The sequence below is a fragment of the Streptomyces noursei ATCC 11455 genome, assembly GCF_001704275.1.
GTDB lineage: Bacteria > Actinomycetota > Actinomycetes > Streptomycetales > Streptomycetaceae > Streptomyces > Streptomyces noursei.
This window is the reverse complement of sequence record NZ_CP011533.1, coordinates 587,871-607,867: the sequence shown is the minus strand read 5'-3', so window position 1 is coordinate 607,867 and position 19,997 is coordinate 587,871. Positions and strand designations below refer to the sequence as shown.

The window sequence follows — 19,997 nt, the reverse complement described above, 5'->3', positions numbered from 1 at the left end:
GCTGGAGTCTCCTGGCTGGTGTGCGTCGCGGGTGGACGCGCGGCCGATCAGTAGACGTCGCGGACGTAGCGTTTGTCGGCGGCGAGGCGTCTGACGTAGGCGGTGGCCTCGTCGGCGTCCATGCCGCCGTGCGTGGCGGCGATCTCCTTGAGTGCCTGGTCCACGTCCTTGGCCATGCGGCCGGCGTCGCCGCAGACGGAGAAGTGGGCGCCGTCCTGGAGCCACTGCCACAGGCGGGCGCCGTTCTCACGCATCCGGTCCTGGACGTAGATCTTGTTGCGCTGGTCGCGGGAGAAGGCGAGGTCGAGGCGGTCGAGGTGGCCGGATGCCTGGAACCCCGCCAGTTCCTCGCGGTAGTAGAAGTCGGTGGCCTGGCGCTGTTCGCCGAAGAAGAGCCAGTTGGGGCCGGTGTGACTGCGGGCCCGGCGGTCTTCGAGGAAGCCGACGAAGGGGGCCACGCCGGTTCCCGGGCCGACCATGACCATGGGGGTGGTGGGGTCGGCGGGCGGACGGAAATGCGGTGAGCGCTGCACGAAGACCCGCACCGGGCCGTCGTCGGCACAGTCCGCCAGATAGGTCGAGCAGGTGCCCTTGCGGTCGCGGCCGAGGTCGTTGGTGTAGCGGACGACGGAGACGGTGAGCCGCACCTCGCTGGGGTGGGCCAGGGGACTGGAGGAGATGGAGTACAGGCGGGGCTGCAGGCGCTTGAGCACGGCGGACCATTCCGGGGCGGACGCGCGTACGGGGAACACGCCGACGACGTCGGCTGCCTGGCGACCCCAACTCCACCTTGCCAGGGCGTCCTTGTTGTCGGGCCGCAGCAGCCGCTTCAGGTCCTGGCTGCCGGTGCGCTCCACCACGAACTTGAGCAGGTCGGTGGTGAGGCGGGTGATGTCCAGGCGGGTGCGCAGCGCCTCCTCGAAGGTGAGGCGAGCACCGTCACCGAGCTCGACGGGCTCGTCGGCGTCCGCTCCGGTCAGGGTGAGCCATTCGGCGACGAGGCCGGCACCGTTGACCGGCCACACCCCGAGGGCGTCACCGGCGTCGTAGGCGAGTTCGTGGTCACGGGTGTCGAAGGCGAACTGCCGCACCTCCTTCTGGGAACCGGGCAGGCTCAACAGCCGGTTGCCGATGAGGAGGGTGCTGAACGGCGATGCCTTGGTGTGGCCGACGGGTTCCGGAGCGGGCGGTGCGGAGGCGGCGGTGGGTGTGGTGGCGGTGGGTGTGGTGGCGGCGGTGGGTGTGGTCGTGGGCGCCGCGGTGACGGCGGGGCCGGGAGCGGGCGCCCCGAGCCCGCCCGCGGCCGTGGAGTGACTGTCGTCGGGGGTGGCCAGGGCGGTGACCACCTGTCCGAGCCACTGCTCGGCACTCGCCTCGAAGTCGGGCTCGCAGTCGGTGCGGCCGACGAGGCGGGTGGCCCCGAGCGCGTCGAACCGTTCGTCGAGCCGGCGGCCGTGGCCGCAGAAGTCGTCGTAGGTGGAGTCGCCCAGGGCGAGCACCGCGTACCGGATGCCTTCCAGCGGGCCGATGGTGGGGGCGGACAGCGCCTGCCAGAAGTCGGCGCCGTTGTCGGGGGCGTCGCCGTCGCCGAAGGTACTGGTGATGAGCAACAGATCGGTGTCCGGGACGAGTTGAGCAGGCGTCAGATCCGTCATGGGCAGCAGATCGGGGGTGCGGCCCGCCGCCGTGAGGTGGGCCGCGGCGGTGGTGGCGAACTCCTCGGCGTTGCCGGTCTGCGAGGCCCACAGGATGACCAGTCGCCGGGTCGGTACGGCGGCGTCGGCTGCCGGTGCCGCGGTCCGCGCGGGCCCGGGTTCGGACTCGCGAGTGGCGGGTGCCTGGGCGACGGGCGCGGCGGAGCGGGAGAACATGCCGGCGAGGGCGCCGCCGACCCAGAGCGCGGAACCGGGGGAGAGGGGCGCGTCGGGTGGCAGCACGGGGACATCCCCGTCGGGCGGGTTCAGGGCGAGGCCGGCGAGATAGCCGGAGAGGTAGCGGCGCTCCGGCTCGACCAGTGGTGCGGGGGACAGGTCGGTGATGCCGAACATCCCGGCGAGCGCATGGACGGCGGCGTCCGACCGGGCTGTCGCGCCACCCTGGTCGGGGACGGCATGCACCGGCTCGTCTTCGTGCGGCGCGGCGGCCGGCGTGGCCTCGGGGCGGGTGTCCGACCGTGCCTCCGGAACGGGCGCTGCCGTCTTGGTGAGGGTGACGGCGCAGACCTTGAACTCGGGTTGGAAGGAGATCGGGTCGACGGCGTCGTTGGTGACGGCGTTGATGCTGAGGTACTCGCCGAACAGGTCGTTCCAGTGGAAGGGGGCGAAGCACGTGCCGGGTCGCACCCGGTCGGTGACCACCGCGGGAAGCACGGCACGCCCACGGCGCGAGGCGATCTCCACATGGTCGCCCGCCGCGATCCCGAGCGCCCCGGCGTCCTCGGGGTGTACCTCCACGAACGGACCGGAGTCGAGCTTGGTGAGCTTGGCGACCTTGCCGGTCTTGGTCATGGTGTGGCACTGGTGCTGGAGGCGGCCCGTGGTGAGCATGAACGGGTAGTCGTCATCGGGGAGTTCGGCCGCAGGTAGATGCGGCCGGGCGTAGAACCGGGCGCGTCCGCTCGGGGTGGGGAAGGCCAGCCGGGGGAGCGTGCCGTTCTCGCGTTCCACCAGTGTCTGGCTGACGCCGTCGTTGAGGTAGCGGATCGGGTTGCGGTCCGGGCCGTCCGCGGTCGGCGCCGGCCACTGGACCGGTGTGGTGCGCAGCCGCTCGTAGGTCACCCCGCGCAGGTCCCAGCCGGTCGTGGGATTCCATGCCTGCTTGAGTTCCTCGAACACCTCCTCGGCGGAGGTGTGGCCGAAGCCCTCGACGAATCCCATCTCGCGGGCCACCCTGGCGATCAGCTGCCAGTCGGGCAGTGCCTGTCCGGGCGGGTCGACGACGCCTGGCACCAGGGTGAGGTTCCGCTCGGAGTTGACCATGACGCCGTCGGACTCCGCCCACAGCGTCGCGGGCAGGACGACATCGGCGTACGCGTTGGTCTCGGTCTCGGCGAAGACGTCCTGCGTGATGACGAGTTCGGCGGCCTCCAGACCGGCGATGACGGTCTTGCGGTTGGCGACCGAGGCGACCGGGTTGGTGCAGATGATCCAACATGCCTTGATGGCGCCGGCGGCCAGTTCCTGGAACATCTCGACGGTGCCGCGCCCGACGTCGGTACGCAGCGAGCCCTCGGGGATCTGCCACAGGCGCTCGACGAAGGCCCGCTCGGAGTCGACGAGCACGGACCGCTGACCGGGCAGCCCGGGCCCCATGTACCCATCTCCCGGCCGCCCATGGCGTTGGGTTGGCCGGTCAGCGAGAACGGTCCCGATCCCGGGCGGCAGATGGCGCCGGTCGCCAGGTGCAGGTTGACCAGGGCGTTGGTGTTCCAGGTGCCGTGGGTGGACTGGTTCAGGCCCATGGTCCAGCAGCTCATCCAGTCACCGGCCTCGCCGATCCACTGCGCGGCCCGGCGGATGTCGTTCTCGGCGAGGCCGGTGATCTCCGCTACCCGTTCGGGCGGGTAGTCCGCGAGGAAGGCGGGTATCTCCTCCCACCCCTCGGTGAACTCGGCGATGAACTCCTCGTCGGTGTGGCCGTTCGCCACCAGCAGGTGCAACAGGCCGTTCAGCAGGGCGAGGTCGGTGCCGGGCCTGATCTGCAGGAAGAGGTCGGCCTTCTCGGCGGTGGCGTTGCGGCGCGGGTCGACGACGACCCATTTGGCGCCTGCCTTGACCCGGTCCATCATGCGCAGGAAGAGGATCGGATGGCAGTCGGCCATGTTCGCGCCGATGACGAAGAACACGTCCGCGCGATCGAAGTCCTGATACGAGCCGGGTGGGCCGTCCGCGCCCAGCGACAGCTTGTATCCGGAGCCTGCCGAGGCCATGCACAGGCGGGAGTTCGACTCGATCTGGTTGGTGCGCACGAAGCCCTTGGCCAGCTTGTTCGCCAGGTACTGCGCCTCCAGGGACATCTGCCCGGACACGTAGAAGGACAACGCGTCCGGCCCGTGCTCGTCCAGGATCGCCCGCAGTCGCCCGGCGACCGACGCGATGGCCTCGTCCACCTCCGTCTCGACGGGCTGGGCGCCGCGCTCGGCACGCACCAGCGCCTTCGCCAGACGCCCCGGCGCGGCCATCATGTCCGCGCTGGTCGCCCCCTTCGTGCACAGGCGGCCGGAGTTGGTGGGATGCGCCTTGTCCCCGGACGCCCTGGCCACGCGGCGCCGGCCGTCGGCCGGGTACCGCACCACGTCCAGGACGATCCCGCAGCCGACCCCGCAGTACGAGCAGACCGTGCGGACACTGCCGTCCTTCGAGCCAGATGCCACCGAAACCCCACTCCGCGGTGCGTGTACCTTCCCGAGCCAGAACCGCCCCACCGGCGGCGGGCACGACCTACGACCAGCACCGTAGGGAGGGCGAATTTCCGGCCCGTCACATGACTGGAGCGCCCGAGGTTACGCCTCCCGCACACGCCGCAACCGCACGATGTGAGGCATGTGGTCCCGTCCACGGCGGCGCGCCTCGCACCGGCAAAGGGCCGGGCCCCGTACCAGGCACCAGTCACGCGGGGCCCGTACCAGGCACGGGGCCGGGTCCGACGACGGGACGCGCCCTAGCCAACTCCTGATCCACAGTCAGGAGCGGAGCCGTCGGAGAAAGCCGGGAGCGAGCGTCGAAGATCGCTGGGTATAGTGCAGGCGCTTTGCCCCGATGACCCCGTCGCCGAGGAGGCCGTCCCATGGAACCCGTCACGCTGATCACCGGTGGCTCGACCGGAATCGGCGCCGCCACCGCACGCGCCCTGCTCAAGCAGGGCCACCGCGTGGCCGTTACCGGACGCGACGTGGGCAAGCTGGCCGCCTTCGCCGCCACCGCGGGGGCGGGCGAGCGGCTGCTGACGATCACCGGCGACGCCGGCGAAGCAGATGACGTCGCCGCCGCCGTCCGCCAAGTGCTGGACACCTGGGGTCGGCTGGAAAACGTCATAGCCAACGCTGGTTTCTCCCTGCCCGGCAACCTGGAGACCCACGCCTCTGAGGACATGCGCGCCATGATCCTCACCAACGTCCTGGGCCCCGCCCTGCTGATCCAGGAGACCCTGCCCCACCTGAGGACATCCAAGGGCCGAATCGTGATCATCGGCTCGGTCGCCGGCGTCCGCCACACCCCCGGCAACCTCTACTCCGTCACCAAGTGGGCCGCCCACGCCCTCGCCGAGAACACCCGCCTCCTGGTCGGCCAGGACGGAGTCGGCGTCACCGTTGTCGCCCCCGGCATCGTGGACACCCCCTTCTGGCACGCCCGCGGCGGCACCCCCGAGGCAGCCGCCACGATGACCGCCGAGCAGATCGCGGACACCATTGTGTTCGCCGTCAACCAGCCCGCGGGCGTGGACATCAACCACATCACGGTGCGGCCGACGGGGCAGGTTGGCTGAGGTAGAACTCCCAAGGGTCGTACGGGGAGGCGCCTTTGGCTCCGCCAAGCATGGTGTGGCGCGGGCCGGGGCGTCTTCGGATCTGGGCCGCCACCCCGCGGCGTTCCTCAGCACCGTCACCGCCGTTGCCTTGATCATCAACAAAGCACTACTGGTCGCGGCTCGCGCCAGCCGGCCACACAATCCGTACAGGCGTGCCCGTTCGGCGGGCGTATGCAACGACGTCGGCGGTGCCTCCATAGCCGCGAGCGGGTTTGCCGTCCCAGACCGCGACCAACTCATCGACGAGGCCGACGAGTACCTCACTGCCCGCCATGTGCGCCGCCTCGTCCGATTCGGTCATGCCGGTGCGATGGACATCCCATGCGCGTCGCAACAGCTCGTCGTAGACCTCGTGATGCCACTCCGGAAGACCTTCCCGGTACTTCTCGGCTGGGATGACCACCTCCAGGCGGGCGCTGCATCCGAGTGCCGACTCCGCCGCCCAGGCGTCGGGACCGTCGGCGATGCACGACACCACGACCAGTTCGTCGTCGGCGTAGCTTTGGCGGGCTTCATCCAGAAGTGCTCGTACGTGCCGTTCCACGTCCTTGTTAAGACCTCGGTGACCAGTGATTCCTACACGCATGTGATGTGCTCCTCAGAGGTAGACGCCGTGAAGTCGTTCGTCGAATTGCATCGCCTGGGCACTCTCCCGCCACTCCACGGAGGCAGTTCAGCTCGCCAATACCTGGTGGCCGACTCACCCGAGGGCCGGACTGTGAAGAAGAAGGCCAAGTCGTCCTGGACCGAGCTACCCACGACGCGCGAGTGCACGCCCAAAAGGCTTGCCGCCGACCACAAGTTGGGGCACGGGCGCATACCTGACCCCAACGACCGCACCGCGATCCTCACCGCACTGGGCCTACGGGAAGAACCGTCGTAGCACCCGCGATGGCCTCCGTGCTCCGCCAGCGGCCGGGATGGATCGGAGTTCCCCGCTCCTTCGCAAGGAGTGGGTCCGGCTGGAGCCACACTTGCCGAAGAATGAGCGTGGTTCGGTGCGCCCCAACACCTGAGCATGTGCCACCGCGTGACCTCCCAGAAGCGGATAGGTCCTGCTGGCGCGACTATTCAGACTACGCACGGTGATGATCGTGTCGGCGAGGTCGAAGAAGGCGCCGATGACGGTGATGCGCCGCTCACAGCAGCGGGTGAGGTGGTGGCAGGCATTCGGCCAAGCATGGGTGCGATACGTCCGCGCAGGCCGCGTTCGCTGAGCAGCGCGTGGGTCTTGCGCTGCACGCCCCGCCGCCGGGGCCGTCGGTCAGCAGACGGCCCCGGCGGCGGGATGTCAGGTTCATCGGGCAGTGAGCCGCGCAGTCCCGCTCACTTCTCGCACAGCGCCGTGTCGAGCAGTTTGTACATCGGCACGACGGGGTTACTGAGAGGAGTGAGCGCATTGGTCACCACGGCGGCGTGGCGCCCGTCCTCGGTGACCATGGTCTCCGTGTAGTAGCCCGTTACCTCGCCGTCGTGTCCCCAGGCCACACCGCCGCAGGGCAGAGGGTGCTTGATCAGCCCGAGTCCGTAGCCGAGGCCCGGGCTGATGTCCCTCGCCTTCTTCATCTCGGTCAGACTCGCCGGTGACACGACCCTGCCGCCGATCAGTGCCTGGTAGAAGGTGCTGATGTCCTGTTCCGTGGAGAGCATCGCGCCTGCGGTGCTGTAGACGGACGGCTCGAATTCCGCCAGTACGTCCGTCCAGAAGAACAACGGGCCGATACGTACGCCGTTGTACCCGTGCACGGCCGGCTCGGCCACGGCGCGGTTGCCCGCGGCGGGGAACGTGGTCTGGGTGAGATGGAGCGGCTGGATGATCCGGCTCGTGATCACCTGCGCCACCGGCGAACCCGTGACCTTCTCGATGAGAAGGCCGAGGATTTCGTAATTGGTGTTGGAGTAGTGCCACTCCGCGCCCGGCGCTGCGGCCGGGGGATACTTGAGCCCGTCCCGGACCAGTGCGGCCAGGGTGTAGGTGCCGTCCGGGTTGGCCTCCGGGACCGTCCGCGTGTTGGTCGGGATTCCGCTGGTGTGCTGCAGCAGTTGCCGCACCGTGATGGTGTTCCCGTCGTAGCCGTTGCCGTCGACCACTTGGGGAAGGTACTTCTCGATCGGTGCGTCGAGGGAGATCTTGCCCTCGTCGACGAGCTGCATCACCACCGCCGCGGTGAAGGTCTTGGTCTGGCTCCCGATGCGGTAGTGGTCGGCCGACCGGATGGGCGTGTTCGTGTTGATGACGGCCGTACCAGCGGAGTAGGTCCAGGAGTCGGTGCCACTGCCGGCGAGGATCCCGGCTCCGGGACCCCCGGCCGCCTGGAACTCGCTCAACGCCGCCCGCGTGGCGGCATGGTCACCGGCCGGCTGGGCGGACGCCGAAGACGAAAGCATCAACGCTGCCGCCGCCACCGCGCCCAACACGGCCGTCAGTCTTCTCGCGCGCAACATCCCTGTCACAGCCCCCCTTGGTAGATCCCGGTACACAGGCACGAACACGCGGAATCCTCACCGTCTTGACGCCTACGCCGGAAGTAGGCTGTCGGCCAAACACTTTCGGTCAGAGGGATATGAGGGACTCCGGTTCCCCAGCGCCCGTGCCGTCGCGCCCTCGTACAGCGACATCCCGCTGTTGCCCCAGCGCACCCTGCTCGACGAACGGGCCTACCAACAGCCCTACACCTCAGACGCCGAACGACAGGCAGCCTTCCCCGACTGGCTGGACTGGTACAACTACCGCCGACCCCACACCGGAATCAGCGGCCACACCCCAGCCAGCCGCGTCCCCAACCTCACAGGGCAATACACCTAGGGCGCTTCTGATGGATCTCCGCGGCGTCGCGGCGCCTGGCACGCACGCTCGCCGCGTTGCCGAGATGCCCCCATAGCTCCGCTATGAAGACATCCCGGCGCCTTGCGATCGCACACACCAGGCGCCGCTCCTTCTTCCACGGAGATCCATCAGAAGCGCCCTAGCCCGCTGCCAGGTACCTGGAGGTACCCACCGCCTCATTAGCGTCCCCAGCGGAAGCTACCGAAACAGGGGAAACGCATGAGTACAGAGATCGACTGGCCGGGCGGGAAGAAGGTCGCCGCGCTGGTCACAGTCGCGTTGGAGCTGTGGTCACCAGGGCACGGGCCCGCCTACGCGCCGATGGCCGCGGCGTGGCCACTGCCCGGCGTCGACGACACGCACAGCGCCTCCTGGGTGGACTACGGCGTCACCACCGGCATCTGGCGGCTACTCGACATCCTCGGTGACCTGCCCGCCACCGTCGGCATCAACGGCCTCGTCGCCGAGCGGTACCCCGACACGGTGGCGGCCGTGCACCAGGCGGGGCACGAGATCGCCGGGCACTCCTGGGCTCAGGACGTCGTACCCGCGCTGCTCGACGTGGACACCGAGCGGGACAACATCCGCCGCTGCACCGACGTTCTCCAGCGAGTCACCGGCGTTCGCCCCACCGGGTGGATGAGCCCGCGGGCCACCGGCTCGAAGCACACCTGCGATCTCCTCACCGAGGCCGGCTACCGCTGGACCGGCGACCACAGCGACCACGACCTCCCGCAGGTCCTGCCCACCGCTCACGGTCCCCTGGTCTCCCTCATGCACAGCGACCACTCCGACGTCCGCAGCGCCGCGGCAGGCCCGTACGCCTACCGTGACCTGCACCAGGCGCTACTGGACCAACTGCGCGCCGCCCCCGGCCCAGGCGTCTTCCACTTGACCGTCCATGCCCACGTCGGAGGCCGACCGCTCCTCGCGGGCATGGTCGCCCAGATCCTCGACCACATCCGTGCGTTCGGCGACGTCTGGGTCGCCACGCATGCCCAGGTGGCCGAACACGTCCTCGCCCACCAGGGAGTTACGCGATGACCCACGTCCTCGTCGTCGGCGGCACCGGAGCCATGGGCAGCCACGTGATCCGGCACCTGCTCGCCACCACCGACGCCACCATCACCGTCCCCACCCGCCACCCGGAGTCCGCTCACGCCACCGAACTCGCCGCCACCGCGCCCCACCGCCTGCAACTGGTCCGCTCCGACCCGGCCGCCCTCGACGCCCTCATGGGGCAGGCCGACCACGTGTTTGCCAACACCGACTTCTTCGCGACGGGCAGCGCCGTGGGCGAGTACCGGCAGGGCCTGGACCTGCTGACCGCCGCGGAGCGGGCCGGCGTGGAGCGTTTCATCTGGTCCTCATTGGACAGCGCGGTGTCACTGACCGGCCGCCCCGTCCCGCACTTCGACAGCAAGGCCGCCGTCGCCGCGCACATCGACCTGATGCGGTCAGAGGAAATGCTCCGCAAGGAGACCGACGGCTGGTACACGAACCACGTCTCGGTACTGACCACGGCGCCGTACTTCGAGAATCTGCGCGACCGGCTCACCCCTCGACCGGACGGTCGGGGCGGCCTGGCCTTCAGGCTCCCCCTCGGCGCCGCCCACTACCCGCTTGTCGCGCTCGACGACATCGCCTGGTTCGTCGGCCACGCGTGGGAGAACTGGCAGTCCTGGGGCGCCCGCGACCTCGCGTTGATCGGCGACAGCCTCACCGGCGACGAGATCGCCGCCACCTTCACGCAGGTCACGGGCATCCCCAGCAACTACCTCCCGATGTCGCACGACGAACTGCACGCCGCCGTCCCCGACTTCGGCCACGACTACGCAGCGATGTTCCAGTTCTTCGCCGACCGTGATCTCTACCACCGAGACCGGGACGTCACCCTTCTCCGCCGCCTGCACCCCGGCTTGATGACCTTCGAGGACTGGCTGCATCACACCGGTTGGACGGGGTGACCACCCACGGTCGTGCTCGTCGCTCCGACCGGCGGCGTCCGTCTCCTGCGTGACGTCGGTCCTTGCTTGCCGGCTTCGTGGCACATACGTCGCCGGCGTTCCTCGGACCGCTGGGTGACCCGCAGTTCTTCGCGATGTGCGAGTTCTTCACACCGCGGGCGAAGCGGCCGGCAGCCTTCAGCCGGATCTGTTCGGGGGCCTGCCGCTGTTCGGCGTTCGGGCCGAGGAAGGGACAGCGGCCGCCCAACGCCTCGAAGCCCAGGCCGGGAACCGGCTGCCTGCCTGCGTGCTTGAACGGGCAGGCAGGCAGGCACGCCGGCCGGCCGGCTTCAGGCGCGAGGTGGGCGGACCTCGATGACAGTGGCCGTGCCGACCGCGGGCCGGCCCTCGTGCATGGTGATCACGTCACCGGGCTTCAGATGCCGCCACTGCTCGGGGCTCAGGGGAGCAAGCCGGAGCCCGATGGCCTCGCGCGCATCCTCGACCGTCATGCCGCACTCTGCCGCGGCGTTCCCGGGCAGGAGGCCGGCGACCTGCCGGAGGAGAGTGAACGCGTCATCCATGTGCGCGATTGTCGCCCGACCTCGCATGCCGTGTCATGGAGGCCCCTTCGGGGCCGGGCCGGAGCGGTCGAACGGCGCGCTGACTCATCGGCGGAGCGGCTGTGCGAGGCGCTGTGCCGACATCGCCTCGGGTCGGCTGTCCGGCCGGCGGACGAGGCCATGAACGCCGACTGCCAGTGCCCACACCAGGAGGGGGAAGACCGCGACGCGCTCCATGCCTCCCATGCCGAGGCCGAGGTAGTGGCCGGTCAGGAACAGCCCGTGGGCCGTGATCGCTGCGGTGCCCAGCAGGCCGGTGCCCCAGCGCGGTGCACCCGCAAGACGATCCGTCAGGCGGAATGCGGCCAGTAGGAGTCCGATGTTGCCCGTCCCCATGATGAGCAGGGCGCCCAGGACGTGCTGGTTCTCGTTGACGTCAGCGGGGGCCAGCCCGACCAGCACGAATCCCACGCCGGCGCCGGCCAGCAACAGCCGGGACCCGGCCGCGAGCGGTCCTCTGCGCCACACAACGCCACCGGCCAGGGCGATGCCGACGACGAGCAGCACTCCCAGAGTGATGAACGAGGCGTTCATCAGGCCGTGTTCGGGAGAGCAGATGTAGCGCGGCTCGGGATCCGGCTGCAGTGCACAGAGCGCGTTGCCCAAGTCGCTGATGTTGTTCCGTGCCCAGCTGTACGGTCTCGCCCAGGCCGACTCGACCACGACGTGGACGGCGAAGAACTGCCCCACCCCCACGATCCAGGCGCAGTACCCGATCCGACTCTTCACCCGTCCACCTTCCGTCACACGAATCCTGTGCGGCCAGCGCATCATGCTGCGCCGGTCTCAGGCACTCCGACAGGCCCCCTGGAACGGGGTGGGGAAGTCCCTACCTCGGCCGTGGCGCCGCGGAGGGAAATGCGTTCGCGGCCCCAGCTGGACGAGTGTCGACGCGAGTTCCGCCACCAGCTCCGCCACCAGCTCCGCCACCAGCTCCGTTGCCATCCCCGGCACCAGCTCCGGCACCAGCTCCGTTCAGTGGTGGCGGTCGGCGGCGGAGTCCGCCAGCCAGGCGAGTCGCCCGGTGGCCGACAGGCCGCCGAGGGCGGCGCGTGCCTGGGCGGCGCAGGCACGCGCCTGGCGTGCCGCCTCGGCGAGGGCGCCGGTCCGGGCCAGCACGTCGAGCAGGGCACGGTGGGCCGTGGCGAGATCGACATTGCCATGGAAGATCTCGGTGAGGTGTCGGCGGTCGTGGTCGTCCGCGGACTCGTAGGCGAGCAGGACGGGCAGTGTCGGCTGGCGGTTGGCGACATCGCTGACGGCGGCCTTGCCGGTCAGTGCGTCGTCGGCGGTGTACGGCAACAGGTCGTCGCGGATCTGGAAGGCCATGCCGAGCTGTTCCCCGTAGTGGTGCAGGGCGTCGATCTGCTCCGGGGTCGCGCCGGCCAGGATCGCGCCCGCACGGCAGGCGGCGCCGGTCAGCGCGGCGGTCTTGCCACGGATCACCTCCAGTACGGCCGACCGCCCGCAGGTCAGGTCCTCACGGATCTCGATCTCGCGCATGCTGGCGCGGCACATGGCGTGGACCGCCTCGACGATCGCCCGGGACGCCGCCAGGACACGATCGGCCGGGCCGCCGCGGAGCATGGCCGCCCACCCCGCGGTGAACAGCCCGTCTCCGGCCAGCAGGGCCTCGGCGATACCGAACCGTTCGGCGGTGGACGCCCGCCCGCGGCGCACCGGGTCCTGGTCGACGATGTCGTCGTGGACGAGGCTGGCCACGTGCAGACATTCGATGGCCGCCGCGAAGGACAGCACCGACTCGGCCCGGCCGCCCACCGCCCGCGCCGATTCCACGCACAGCGTGGGGCGCAGCAGTTTGCCGCCGGGGAACAGGGCGTCCAGGCATGCCGTTTCCAACAGGTCTTCGCCACTGCCGACCGAGCGGATCAGCTCGGCTTCGATGAGCGGGATCAGGGGGTCGGGAGGCCGGGAGGCGGTGGCGGTCATGCGGTGCCTTTCGGGTTCAGCAGGGGATGACGGTGCGCCACTGGTGTTGCCACACGTCGAACAGCGCGGAGACGGGCGGGCGTACGGGCCGGTGCAGCAGGTCGGCGCCGGCGGCGTGCACGAGGTCCAGCAGCAGCGTGCAGTGCCGGCCCATGGCGTCTGCCCAGGCACTGGCGGGACTGCCGTCCAAGGTGGTGACCAGGGAGGGGAGGCGGTGTCGGACGCGATCGGCTTCGAAGGCGATGAGTTCCGCCGTGGCCGGAGTCCAGTGTCCGGCCAGGAGGTCCTGGGCGCGGACGCCGAATCGGTCGAGGTCGTCCGCCGGCAGGTACAGCCGCCGGTCGGCCAGGTCGTCGGCCAGGTCGCAGAGCACGTCGGTCAGTTGGAACAGCTCGCCGAGCTCACGCACCAGCGGTTCCCAGGGGCCGATGCGGTCGGACCGCAGGACGAGCATGAGCACGACGAACGGAGTACCGGCGATCCCCGTCGCCCAGTGCCGCCATTCCTCATACGTCGCGGGTTGGCGCATGTCGATTTCGTGGTGCATCGCGGTGAGCATGTCCTCCGCCAGCGATCTGGGCAGGTCGAAGGCGCGGAAGGTGTGTGCCATGGCATGCAGGATCGGGTCGGCGGAACCGCCCGACTGGATCGCGGCGAAGCTCGCTTTGCCATACGCGTCCAGACGGCGCTTCCGCTCCTCGACGGGCCCGGTGTCGGCGTACGCGTCGGCCTTGTAGCCGTGGGTGACGATCGCCGCGACGTGCGGCCGGAGGGCCGCCGGCGCCGCCCGCAGCCCCCACCAACCGGCCCTCCCCTCATCACACTTGTGGAGGTCACGGATGCACACCGTGTAGCACTGCCGCAGGACCGGGTCATGGATCCCCGCCGCGTCGAGCCATCGTCGCAACAGCACTGCAGGGCACTCCCCTCAACTCGTCTCCGCCCGGCGCGGGCCGGGAAGTGTGCTCATCGCGTACCGTGTGCCGGCCGGCGGCGGGTCGGCGTCCGAAGGTGCTGGGTCCTCGGGAAGGCGCTGCGGGTGCGGCGGTGGAACGCCAGCAGGGCCAGCAGCGCGGCACCGGCGAACCACAGCGCCTGGACGGCCAGGCAACTCGCCATCGTGCCGTTGGTGAACCCTGCTCCGGTGGCGGCCTGCATGCTCCCGTAGGACGGCAGCAGCCGGACCAGTGGGCTGTTGGCGCCGGTGTTGGCGATGGGGTTCTGCAGCGCGACGTCGATGACGCTGGTCATCACCATCGCGAACATGCCCTCGACCTCCCGTCGCAGTACGCACCCGAAGAGCACGCCGAGCGCGCCGTAGGTCATGGCGTCGCAGAACAGCGCGGCGGCCAGCAGCGCCGGCTGGCGCGGGATCCAGGCCGCGCGGGTGACGGCGGTGGCGTAGACCGACACAGCGGCGCAGGCGAGCGCCAGCGAGGTGGTCTTGGCCAGGGCGAGGTGGATGCGCGGATGGCCTGCCATGGCCAGTCGTCGGTCGAACCGTCCACCGTTGAAGGTGGCGGCGAACATCATGAACCCGGCGATCAGGGTGACGGCGTTGAGGGCGCCGGTGATCTGGGAGAGCTGGTCGCCGGGTGGGGAGAGGAACTCGCCGGTGGAGTTGAGTCGGATGGGCGCGGGTTTGTCGGGCAGTGCCGCATGGGCGAGGGTCACCCACGCCGGGACGTAGAGGACGACCAGGAACATGGCGAACCGGTTGCGGGCGTGCACGACCAGGTCGTACCGGGCAGCCGTCACGAAGAAGGTCAGGTGCCGCCTCATGCCGTCGCCTCCGCCCGCGGGCGCAGCACTCCGCCCTCCAGGTACCACAGCTCGTCGAGGCGGCTGGTGTCGTAGGCGAGGTGGGACACGACCAACACGGACCGGCCGGCCTCGCGCAGTCCGGCCGCGAGGTCCCAGAACCGCCGGTAGGTGTCCCAGTCGAAGCCCTGGTAGGGCTCGTCCAGCAGTAGCACCTGGGGATCGTGCATCAGGGCGAGGGTGAGGTTCAGCTTCTGGCGGGTGCCGCCGCTGAGCACTCCGGCGCGTTCGTCGGCGTACTCGGAGAACCGCAGCACCTCCATGAGCCCCTCGGCGCGGCACAGATCCGGGAGGCCGAAGGCGGTCATGAAGAACTTCAGGTGCTGACGGACGGTGAGGGCGTCGTTGAGGACCACGTCCTGCGGGCAGTACCCGAAGCGGCCGCGGTGGAGGACGACGCCGCGCTGCGGACGCAGCTCACCGGCGAGGATCTTCAACAGAGTGGACTTGCCCGCGCCGTTCTCTCCCACGATGCCGGCCACCACGCCCCGCCGAAGGCTGATATCGATCCCGCGCAGCACCACACGACGCCCATAAGCATGGTGCACACCTTTGACGTCCAACGCACTTCCCGCCCCCACCCCACAGCGACAGCCCCACATCAACAGCGTCACATGCCCAACGAGTGGCGGCCGCTCGCAGCCCTGTCATGCGGGGCTCGGCAGCCCAATGTCCCCATGAATACCCGGCGATGAACAGACATAATCGGAATTCGAGGAGATGCGAACTCCTCCCCGGCGGGGGAGGCAACTTGAGAGGCAGGCACGGAGGCGTAGGTGGTTTTCAGGTGGCGACATATTCTCCTGTGTCTGCTGGGAATTGAGGGAACCCCTCACCCGTCATGCATCTTGGACGAGGGTGCCCTGATGGTAGACGGTGCGCCACCCGTCGCTCACCTGCTGCCAGATCGTTGACCTGCGGGTTCTCCGCCCGTTGAGCACCAGGGTGTAGGTCAGGAGATACAGATCGGCGGCCAACTCCCGGCAATGGAACTCGGAGGTCTCCCACTCCTCGACGGGCGGTTCCTGAGAGCGCTCCTCAAGGACATCGAGCACATACGCGCGGCAGTAGCGTTGCCCCGAGGCGCCCGTTTCCCAGAAGTCGGGCGCCGTCATGGCCTCGAAATCAGCTCGCGACGTCCCGAACTCCGCTCTGTGGAACAGTGGTTCCCTGCGCATGAGTTCGGCGAGTATGCCATGTAGCCGTTCATCGGTGACGCGATCGGGTTCCATCCTCAATTGCTAACAGACCGCAGTCGGTCCGGCATGTGATTTCGAGAAGCGTCCCCGCGTGGACGACTCCCAGGCATGTGCCGTGGAGCCCTCGCTCTCGGCCCACGTCGAGACGCTGTCCACGAGGACCGCGTCATGACCGCGTACTTGATGTCGTGGATGTAGGCGAGGAAGGGGCCTTGAGTGCCCAGTTGCCGGTAGTCGGCTCGGCGACAACGCCTCGGTGCGCCCGGACCGACTGGCCGCGGCCGGAGGCTTCGACGAGCGGTTCCGCGGCTGGGGCCTGGAGGACGCCGAGTTGGGCTACCGACTCGTCCGGGACGGCGTCCGGATGCGCTACAGCACCCGGGCCGCCGTCTACCACGAACACCGCTCCCCGGCCTCCGCGTCGATGTACCGCGAATGGCGGGAGAACCTCGGCCACTTCGCCCGCAAGCACCCCGACCCGGCGGTGCGGCTCCAGGAGATGTTCGCGCCCGCCATCGATCCGGCCGCCCCGGCGGCGGAAGCCTGGGTCGACACCGCCGTCGACGACGCCCGCCAGCCGATGTTCGACCGCGAACGGGCCCTGGTGATGGTCGGCAACGGCGAGGTGCTCAACTACCGTGAACTCAGCCGCCGGTTGCCCGATCACCGGCGCCACCGCATGCCCCCCCGGCGACCTCCAAGTGGCCCTGGAACTCTGCGCCGAACGCGGCACCCCGCCTTCGAGGACCTGCGCGGGCTCTTCGCGCTCGCCGTCTGGGACAGCACCGCGCACCACCTCACCCTGGTCCGGGACCGGCTCGGAGAACGCCCCCTCTACTACTACGACTCTCCCGAACTCTTCGCCTTCGCCTCGGAGATCCGCTGCCTGTCCGCCTGCCTGCGCGGCGAGGACCTCCCCCTCGACCCGGTCGACGCACTCGCGTTCCTCGGTCTGGGTCGCCTGACGGACAACCGGACCCTGTACCGGGACATCCACTCCGTACCTGCGGGCGGAGTGCTCCGGATCGGTCCCGGCCACGCCGGTCCACGGTTGGCCGCCTCCCTCACCCCGGTGTCCGGACTGCGGACAACCCCCGCCGACGAGGCCGAGATCGGGCACCTCATCGACCAGGCGCACCGCCGCGCCCTGGTGGCCGACCGGCCGGTCGCCGTCGGCTTCTCCGGCGGCATGGACTCTTCCACGGTCCTCCAGGCCGCGCTCGCGCATGCCGAACCCGCGGCGGCCGTCACGGTGTTCTCCGCCCGGCACCCCGACGAGGACGAAAACCTGCGGCGGGCCCGCGCCCTGGCCCGGAAGTTCGGCGTGGACCTGCACGAGGTGCCGTTCCGCATCCCCTCGCTCGACGCCACGGTGGACCTGCTGAACGGCACGCTCGACGCGCCCGCCGCCGAGCCGCTGGTCCTGCACAACGACGCCCTGCACCGCGCCGCCCGCGACCACTCCGCCGTCCTCCTCGGCGGTCACGGCGCCGACGAGGTGTTCGGCGGCTACGTCCGCTACGCCGCGCTGCGCGCGGACGCCGTGGGCTCCACCACCGAGGAGTGGATGGCCACATCACTGTGGGAACGCTGGAACCGCACCGCCGGCTGGGGCAAGTTCGTCACCGACTTCGGCCGCGACGCCATCGCCGCCCGCACCGCCGCACTCGGCGACACCCTGGACCGCCCCTTCCCCTACTCGACGGCCGAACACACCGACCCGGTGCTGTTCGGACAGGCCCTCGACCTGTTCCGGCTCATGGCGTACGACAACTTCCGCGCGACGGACGAGAACGGCATCGCACGCGGTGTGGAGGTGCGCTCCCCGTTCTTCGACATCGACCTCGTGGCCGGCGTCTTCAGCCTGCCCGTGGAGCGCCGCATCCGGCCCGGCGCTCCCAAGCACCTGCTCCGCGGCGTCTTCAGCGGCACCCCGCTCGCCGAGGAATTCACCGAGCCCAAGGTGGGCTTCGACGACCACTTCTCGTACGCGGACTGGACGACGGACAACTGGCCCGACTTCTCCGCCACCATCACCGAAGGCCCCCTGAACGACCTGGAATCCTGCGCGACGGTGCCTTCACCGACCTGGAGAAGTTCGACTGGCGCCTGCTGTGGCGGCTCTTCAGCCTCTCCACCTGGCTGGATCGCGAAGGCCGCCCCCCCGGTCGCCCACGGCTGAAGCGACCGGGTGCGGCGCGCCCTGCGCAGTTCCGGTCAGGCGCGTCCCGCCCGGGCCAGGGCCCTACCGGCCTCGGCGGCCAGGGCGGGGACGAGATCGGCCGCCGGCGGCAGGTCGGTGACGAGGTCGATGGCCTCGCTCGCCCAGACGGGCAAGGGGGTCACGGCGCCGCGCGTGACATCGTCCTCGTAGGCGAGGCGGGCCGCCGACGGGTCCGCCGCGAGTTCCGCTTCCCGGCCCCGCCATTGGTCGAGGTGCGGGTGACCCAGTGTGCGAGCCGTGTACTTCGCGGGCCAGCGGGAGCTGCGGGCGATGTCGAGGATGCGGTTGCGTTCCGTGTCCTGTCCGCGTCCCCGGACCAGTGCCTCGGCGATCGAGGGGTCGACCAGCGCCTCGGCCGTTGCCTGGAAGCGGGTGCCGATGAGCGCCCCGGCGGCGCCGAGGACCAGTGCGGCGGCCACGCCGCGGCCGTCCGCGATCCCGCCGGCCGCCAGTACCGGCACGCCGTCCGCCAGATCCACCACGACCGGCACGAAGGGCAGCGTGGACCGCCCGTGCCGGGCGCCGTGCCCACCGCTCTCGGTGCCCTGCGCCACGATGACGTCGGCGCCCAGGTCCACCGCCTGCCTGGCCTCCTCCAGGTCGGTGACCTGCAGCAGCACCGCCGCACCGGCCGCACGGACACGCTCGACGTAGGGGGTCGGATCCCCGAAGGAGAACATCACCGCTCGGGGGCCGTACTCCAGCGCCTGCTCGATCGCCGCGACGCTGGTCGCCCAGGTCTGGAAGCCGACACCCCAGGGCTTCCCGGCCCCGGCCGCGATCGGCAGCTCGCGCGCCAACCACTCCGACTCCCCGCCCTCGGCGCCCAACAACCCGAGCCCGCCACCGCGCGAGACGGCCGCCGCCAGCTCACCGCCGGCCGATCCGCCCATCGGAGCCAGCACGATCGGGTGCCGCACACCGAACAACGTGGTGAACGCCGTGGACAACGTCATGACTGTCATGATCACCTTTCCCGTCAGGAGGAGGAGACCGGCGCGATGGCGCCGGGTGTGTCAGGCGTGCCGGACGCGGGGACCGCCGCTCGATCCGTGCCGTGCTGCGGTTCACACTCTCGGAGATGCGTCGGGTCCCAGGTGAAGGCGACCTGGCGGCGGGCGACCCGCCGCAGTTCGCTCGGCCCACGGCGCAGATCGGGCCAGTGGTGCACCGCCATCACGGTCACCACCGCCATCGCGACGTCGAACGCACCGTCCACGAAGGGGAGTTCCTCCGCGCCCGCGAGAACCTTCCGCGAGCCAGGAGGCCGGTCGAGCATGACCTGCGAGGGGTCCACCGGGGTCACCTCCGCGTCCGTCGGCTCGTAGGAACCGGCACCCGCACCGACACCGACGACCGTACGCGCCCCGGCCAGGGCATCGCGGATCAACGCGGCCAGACGCGGGTCCGGTTGCCGCCCCGACGGTAGCCGATGCCGATGCGGTCGTACGTCGCCGTGGCCGGACTTCCGCCGGCAGCAGAAGCAGTCATGCCCTCGATCCCACCAGACATCCGGCAGCTCGCCAGTCGTCCTGGCCACACCACTGGTCAGCCTGGTCCGCGAGCTTGTTGCGACTCACGGGTCCCAGCCGGAGGCGTCGAGCTTGTTCAGCTCGATGAACCGGTCGGTGGCCTTGCCCGCGCCGGGGCCGGTGATGCCACGCGGGGAGTGGCGCAGCCGATCCGGCTTGGAGATGCGGCGGCTGCCTTCGACCGGCAGCAACCCCGTCAGGGCGTTCAGGAAGGTGCCCAGGCACCGCATTGTGGCCCCTGCGCCGTCAGGGCAACTTCATATCTCAGGGGACAAGGGCCTGTTGGTTACTCGGCTGGTTGAAGCGGCCGCCGCTGCTGGTGCCCGGTTCCGTCTCGCGAGGCAGACCA

The 19,997-nt window shown here is 70.1% G+C and carries 16 protein-coding genes and 2 pseudogenes; 5 read left to right on the top strand and 13 right to left on the bottom strand.

All coding sequences use genetic code 11. The features are described from left to right. Nucleotides 1–47: 47 nt before the first annotated feature. Nucleotides 48–4,372 (bottom strand): annotated as a pseudogene (locus SNOUR_RS02635) (bifunctional nitrate reductase/sulfite reductase flavoprotein subunit alpha). A 413-nt stretch (nt 4,373–4,785) separates the two neighbouring features. Between SNOUR_RS02635 and SNOUR_RS02630 the strand changes: the two are divergent. Continuing rightward, nucleotides 4,786–5,484 (top strand): SDR family oxidoreductase, encoded by a 699-nt coding sequence (locus SNOUR_RS02630; RefSeq protein WP_067343486.1) that lies wholly within the window; start codon nt 4,786–4,788, stop codon nt 5,482–5,484. 148 nt (nt 5,485–5,632) lie between these two features. Here SNOUR_RS02630 and SNOUR_RS02625 read toward each other — a convergent pair whose 3' ends face one another. Both SNOUR_RS02625 and SNOUR_RS02620 read right to left on the bottom strand, forming a co-directional pair. After that, the gene (locus SNOUR_RS02625; RefSeq protein WP_067343484.1) at nt 5,633–6,112 is read right to left on the bottom strand and encodes a hypothetical protein; all 480 of its coding nucleotides are present in this window, start codon (nt 6,110–6,112) and stop codon (nt 5,633–5,635) included. Nucleotides 6,113–6,852: 740 nt separating this feature from the next. Then, nucleotides 6,853–7,914, bottom strand: coding sequence for a serine hydrolase domain-containing protein (locus SNOUR_RS02620; RefSeq protein WP_312631754.1), 1,062 nt, complete (start codon nt 7,912–7,914; stop codon nt 6,853–6,855). 247 nt (nt 7,915–8,161) lie between these two features. Here SNOUR_RS02620 and SNOUR_RS42415 point away from each other — a divergent pair. From SNOUR_RS42415 to SNOUR_RS02610, 3 genes and pseudogenes are all read left to right on the top strand, one after another. Continuing rightward, nucleotides 8,162–8,332, top strand: a pseudogene (locus tag SNOUR_RS42415) (integrase core domain-containing protein); the annotation flags it as partial. Nucleotides 8,333–8,572: 240 nt separating this feature from the next. Beyond that, nucleotides 8,573–9,397 carry a polysaccharide deacetylase family protein gene (locus SNOUR_RS02615; protein ID WP_067343480.1) on the top strand — a complete coding sequence of 275 codons (825 nt, stop codon included), beginning with the start codon at nt 8,573–8,575 and terminating at the stop codon, nt 9,395–9,397. Continuing rightward, the gene (locus SNOUR_RS02610; RefSeq protein ID WP_067343478.1) at nt 9,394–10,320 is read left to right on the top strand and encodes an NmrA family NAD(P)-binding protein; all 927 of its coding nucleotides are present in this window, start codon (nt 9,394–9,396) and stop codon (nt 10,318–10,320) included. The genes SNOUR_RS02615 and SNOUR_RS02610 overlap by 4 nt, the downstream gene beginning before the upstream one ends. A gap of 329 nt (nt 10,321–10,649) precedes the next feature. On the opposite strand, the gene SNOUR_RS02605 is transcribed toward SNOUR_RS02610, so the two are convergent. The 7 genes from SNOUR_RS02605 to SNOUR_RS02570 all read right to left on the bottom strand — a co-directional run bounded on the left by SNOUR_RS02605 (nt 10,650) and on the right by SNOUR_RS02570 (nt 15,925). Continuing rightward, a complete protein-coding gene (locus SNOUR_RS02605; RefSeq protein ID WP_067343476.1) occupies nt 10,650–10,883 on the bottom strand; it encodes a hypothetical protein in 234 nt (77 codons plus the stop codon). Nucleotides 10,884–10,967: 84 nt separating this feature from the next. Next, entirely contained in the window at nt 10,968–11,651 is a 684-nt protein-coding gene (locus tag SNOUR_RS02600) for a DUF998 domain-containing protein (protein WP_067343474.1), read from the bottom strand. Nucleotides 11,652–11,897: 246 nt separating this feature from the next. Next, entirely contained in the window at nt 11,898–12,872 is a 975-nt protein-coding gene (locus SNOUR_RS02590; RefSeq protein WP_067343470.1) for a polyprenyl synthetase family protein, read from the bottom strand. Between the two features lie 16 nt (nt 12,873–12,888). Next, the gene (locus SNOUR_RS02585; RefSeq protein ID WP_067343468.1) at nt 12,889–13,785 is read right to left on the bottom strand and encodes a phytoene/squalene synthase family protein; all 897 of its coding nucleotides are present in this window, start codon (nt 13,783–13,785) and stop codon (nt 12,889–12,891) included. A gap of 53 nt (nt 13,786–13,838) precedes the next feature. Then, nucleotides 13,839–14,654, bottom strand: a complete 816-nt coding sequence (locus SNOUR_RS02580) for a hypothetical protein (RefSeq protein WP_067343466.1) — start codon at nt 14,652–14,654, stop codon at nt 13,839–13,841. Further along, a complete protein-coding gene (locus SNOUR_RS02575; RefSeq protein WP_067343464.1) occupies nt 14,651–15,256 on the bottom strand; it encodes an ATP-binding cassette domain-containing protein in 606 nt (201 codons plus the stop codon). The genes SNOUR_RS02580 and SNOUR_RS02575 overlap by 4 nt, the downstream gene beginning before the upstream one ends. A gap of 276 nt (nt 15,257–15,532) precedes the next feature. After that, nucleotides 15,533–15,925: a nuclear transport factor 2 family protein gene (locus SNOUR_RS02570; RefSeq protein ID WP_067343462.1), complete on the bottom strand. Its 393-nt coding sequence runs from the start codon at nt 15,923–15,925 to the stop codon at nt 15,533–15,535. 223 nt (nt 15,926–16,148) lie between these two features. On the opposite strand from SNOUR_RS02570, the gene SNOUR_RS02565 reads away from it, so the two are divergent. Further along, nucleotides 16,149–18,074 (top strand): asparagine synthase-related protein, encoded by a 1,926-nt coding sequence (locus tag SNOUR_RS02565; RefSeq protein ID WP_067343460.1) that lies wholly within the window; start codon nt 16,149–16,151, stop codon nt 18,072–18,074. 35 nt (nt 18,075–18,109) lie between these two features. Here SNOUR_RS02565 and SNOUR_RS02560 read toward each other — a convergent pair whose 3' ends face one another. The 3 genes from SNOUR_RS02560 to SNOUR_RS02550 form a co-directional block, all read right to left on the bottom strand. Beyond that, complete coding sequence (locus tag SNOUR_RS02560; RefSeq protein ID WP_067343458.1) at nt 18,110–19,072, bottom strand: NAD(P)H-dependent flavin oxidoreductase; 963 nt, start codon at nt 19,070–19,072, stop codon at nt 18,110–18,112. 23 nt (nt 19,073–19,095) lie between these two features. Further along, the gene (locus SNOUR_RS02555) at nt 19,096–19,506 is read right to left on the bottom strand and encodes a class I SAM-dependent methyltransferase (RefSeq protein WP_312631753.1); all 411 of its coding nucleotides are present in this window, start codon (nt 19,504–19,506) and stop codon (nt 19,096–19,098) included. A gap of 186 nt (nt 19,507–19,692) precedes the next feature. Beyond that, entirely contained in the window at nt 19,693–19,878 is a 186-nt protein-coding gene (locus tag SNOUR_RS02550) for a hypothetical protein (RefSeq protein ID WP_067343456.1), read from the bottom strand. Nucleotides 19,879–19,997: the final 119 nt, after the last annotated feature.

Coding starts and splice junctions, on each gene's coding strand:
- SNOUR_RS02560 (WP_067343458.1), bottom strand. CDS start 19,072: ATGACGTTGTCCACGGCGTTCACCACGTTGTTCGGTGTGCGGCACCCG.
- SNOUR_RS02550 (WP_067343456.1), bottom strand. CDS start 19,878: ATGCGGTGCCTGGGCACCTTCCTGAACGCCCTGACGGGGTTGCTGCCG.
- SNOUR_RS02570 (WP_067343462.1), bottom strand. CDS start 15,925: ATGGAACCCGATCGCGTCACCGATGAACGGCTACATGGCATACTCGCC.
- SNOUR_RS02625 (WP_067343484.1), bottom strand. CDS start 6,112: ATGCGTGTAGGAATCACTGGTCACCGAGGTCTTAACAAGGACGTGGAA.
- SNOUR_RS02630 (WP_067343486.1), top strand. CDS start 4,786: ATGGAACCCGTCACGCTGATCACCGGTGGCTCGACCGGAATCGGCGCC.
- SNOUR_RS02615 (WP_067343480.1), top strand. CDS start 8,573: ATGAGTACAGAGATCGACTGGCCGGGCGGGAAGAAGGTCGCCGCGCTG.
- SNOUR_RS02620 (WP_312631754.1), bottom strand. CDS start 7,914: ATGCTTTCGTCTTCGGCGTCCGCCCAGCCGGCCGGTGACCATGCCGCC.
- SNOUR_RS02580 (WP_067343466.1), bottom strand. CDS start 14,654: ATGAGGCGGCACCTGACCTTCTTCGTGACGGCTGCCCGGTACGACCTG.
- SNOUR_RS02605 (WP_067343476.1), bottom strand. CDS start 10,883: ATGGATGACGCGTTCACTCTCCTCCGGCAGGTCGCCGGCCTCCTGCCC.
- SNOUR_RS02590 (WP_067343470.1), bottom strand. CDS start 12,872: ATGACCGCCACCGCCTCCCGGCCTCCCGACCCCCTGATCCCGCTCATC.
- SNOUR_RS02610 (WP_067343478.1), top strand. CDS start 9,394: ATGACCCACGTCCTCGTCGTCGGCGGCACCGGAGCCATGGGCAGCCAC.